General features: G+C 71.9%; 4 protein-coding genes. All 4 read left to right on the top strand.

Translation table 11 applies throughout. The annotated features are described in order from the left end of the window. Positions 1–423 (top strand): AgmX/PglI C-terminal domain-containing protein (locus tag ACLEQD_RS41635; RefSeq protein ID WP_410391450.1); only part of this gene is annotated, 423 nt, incomplete at its 5' end. 45 nt (positions 424–468) lie between these two features. Further along, positions 469–1308, top strand: coding sequence for a GNAT family N-acetyltransferase (locus ACLEQD_RS41640; protein ID WP_410391451.1), 840 nt, complete (start codon positions 469–471; stop codon positions 1306–1308). A gap of 187 nt (positions 1309–1495) precedes the next feature. After that, complete coding sequence (locus ACLEQD_RS41645) at positions 1496–1945, top strand: hypothetical protein (RefSeq protein WP_410391452.1); 450 nt, start codon at positions 1496–1498, stop codon at positions 1943–1945. Positions 1946–2085: 140 nt separating this feature from the next. Further along, the coding region (locus tag ACLEQD_RS41650) for a hypothetical protein (RefSeq protein ID WP_410391453.1) at positions 2086–2294 on the top strand (209 nt) is incomplete at its 3' end.

Raw genomic sequence — 2294 nt, forward strand, 5'->3', positions numbered from 1 at the left:
GCCGCGCCGGTGCGCGAGCCTCCCCAGCCCCCCCCGCCCGGCGAGGCCTGGGACGCCCCCGACCCGCGCCGCGTGGAGGTGGTGGAGCCGGTGGTGGAGGCCTCCTCCGGCCGCATCGACGCGGAGGACCTGCGCCTGGCCCTCCAGGCGGTGACTCCGCTCGTGCAGCAATGTTTCCAGGACGCCGCACAACGCAACCGGGGCGCACAGGAAGTGAAGCTGCGCTTCACCGTGGAGGGCGAGGGCTCCGAGGGGAAGCTGAACCGGGGCGTGCTCGTCTCCAGCACCATCCCGGACCCCATGGTGCAGGCGTGCGTGCTGGACTCGCTCCTGGACGCGCGCTTCCCGGCGCCCCACCTGGGCGGGTCCGCGACGGTGCTCCATCCGTTCCGTTTCACCGTGCCCGGGGACGCTGGCCCGTGAGGTCGGGTTGCGCGTAAGGTTCAGCCCCCCTTCGTCCCCCCGCGCATGCCCGTCACCGTCGAACAGCTCGCGCCTTCCCACACGGACGCCCTGCGCGCGCTCCTGGCGAAGGATCCCGTCCACAACCTCTACCTCCTGGGGTTGCTGGAGGAGTTCGGCATCGCGGCGCCGGAGCGCCAGGCGGCCTTCGCCTTCCACGGCCGCTTCGACAGCGGCGTCCTCACCGCGGCCGTCTTCGTGGGCGGCGAGGGCGGGCTCGTGGTGCCCAGCGCCAGCGACGCCAGCGCCACCGGCGTCATCGCGGACGCGCTCGCCCCCAGCCTCAAGCTGCGCGCCACCGTGGGGGACAAGGCCGCCGTGGACGCGCTGGTGCGAAGCCTCTGCGAAGGCAAGCCGCGCCTGTCACGCACCCAGCGGCTGTTCAGCGTCTCCGCGGACGACCTGGGCCCCTTCACCAACCCCACCCTGCGCCTGGCCCGCGAAGAGGACGTGCCCCGCCTGCTGCCCCTGGCCCAGGGCTACGTGCGCGAAATCCTGGAGCGCGACCCGCTGGGGGAGGACCCCACCCACTACGAGGCCCGCGTCCTCCAGCGCGTGCGCCAGCGCCGCACCTACGTGCTGGAGGAAACGGGCGAGCTCGTGTTCAAGGTGGACATCGGCTGCCGCTCGCAGTTCGGCGCGGAGCTGGAGGGCATGTACACGCCCCCGTCCCGCCGCCGCCAGGGCCACGCCACGCTGTGCCTGGGCCAGATTTCGCGGCACCTGCTGTCCTCGCTGCCCCGGCTGGCCCTGCGCGTCGACGAGCGCGACGAGAGCACCGCCCGCATCGCACGCAAGGTGGGCTACCACGCCGGCCGCACCCAGCGGCTCGTGCTGGTGGAGTAGCCCCCGCGGCAACACAGGCAACACCCGTCCGTTGCTTCAGGGACAACAGGGATTGCCAAAAAGACGCTCAAACAACTGAAAACACGCCAGCCCGGACGAGGGCATGGCGCTTGCTCCCAGGCGGTGTGGCGCGCGCGTTCGCGAGCCCGGCGGCCCCAATCACCGCCGCATCCCAGGGAGCAATCCGATGAAGACTTTCCAGACGTTGGCGAAGGTGTGCGCGTTCGGCGTGGTGGCGTTGAGCGCGGGGACCGCGGCCGCGTGGCAGTACTACCCGGGCGCCGCGTTCAAGGCGGCCTATGCGTCCGACGCGGCGTGCTTCAACGTCCAGAGCTACTCGGCCCTCCGCAACGACTGTGCGACGACGCGGCTGGCCATCGCCACGGTGCCCATGTGGGCGACCGGCTACCACCCGACGACGGTGCAGATCTACGGCAACAACAGCTGGTGCGAGACGACCACGGTCAACGGCGTGGGCAACGGCGCGCACCTGGGCACGGCCACGTACACGGTGGCCGGCCCCATGACGTGGCAGACCCTCAACACGGGCGACCGCTACGTGTGGGAGGACTTCGCCCTCGTCTTCCGCTGCGGCCTGCAGTCGGGCGGCGTCATCGGTGGCTTCACCATCGACTGACGCACGGCCCCTGACTTGCGCCGGGTGACGTGCCCGGCGGCAAGACGCGGTCCCGATGCAGGGGTCGCGCGAAGGCTTCATTTTCCTCCCCTTCGCGCGGCCCGTTCCTCCTCCTCTCTTCCGCCTCCCGCGAGCGCCCCATGTCCTCCCGGCTCCAGACCGTCCTCGCCCTCATCAACACGGCCGCCATCGCCGGCGTGCTGTTCGCGCTCGTGAGCCACCAGCAGTCGTCCGAAGCGGAGCTGGAGGAGCTGCGGGCCCAGGTGCGCAAGAGCGCGGCGAGCACCGACGCGAACCTGGCCGAGCGCCGCGCGCCGCGGAGACGCGATGCGGCGTGGGCGACGCAGGC

This window comes from Corallococcus sp. 4LFB (genome assembly GCF_046520365.1).
In the GTDB taxonomy this organism is placed as follows: domain Bacteria; phylum Myxococcota; class Myxococcia; order Myxococcales; family Myxococcaceae; genus Corallococcus; species Corallococcus caeni.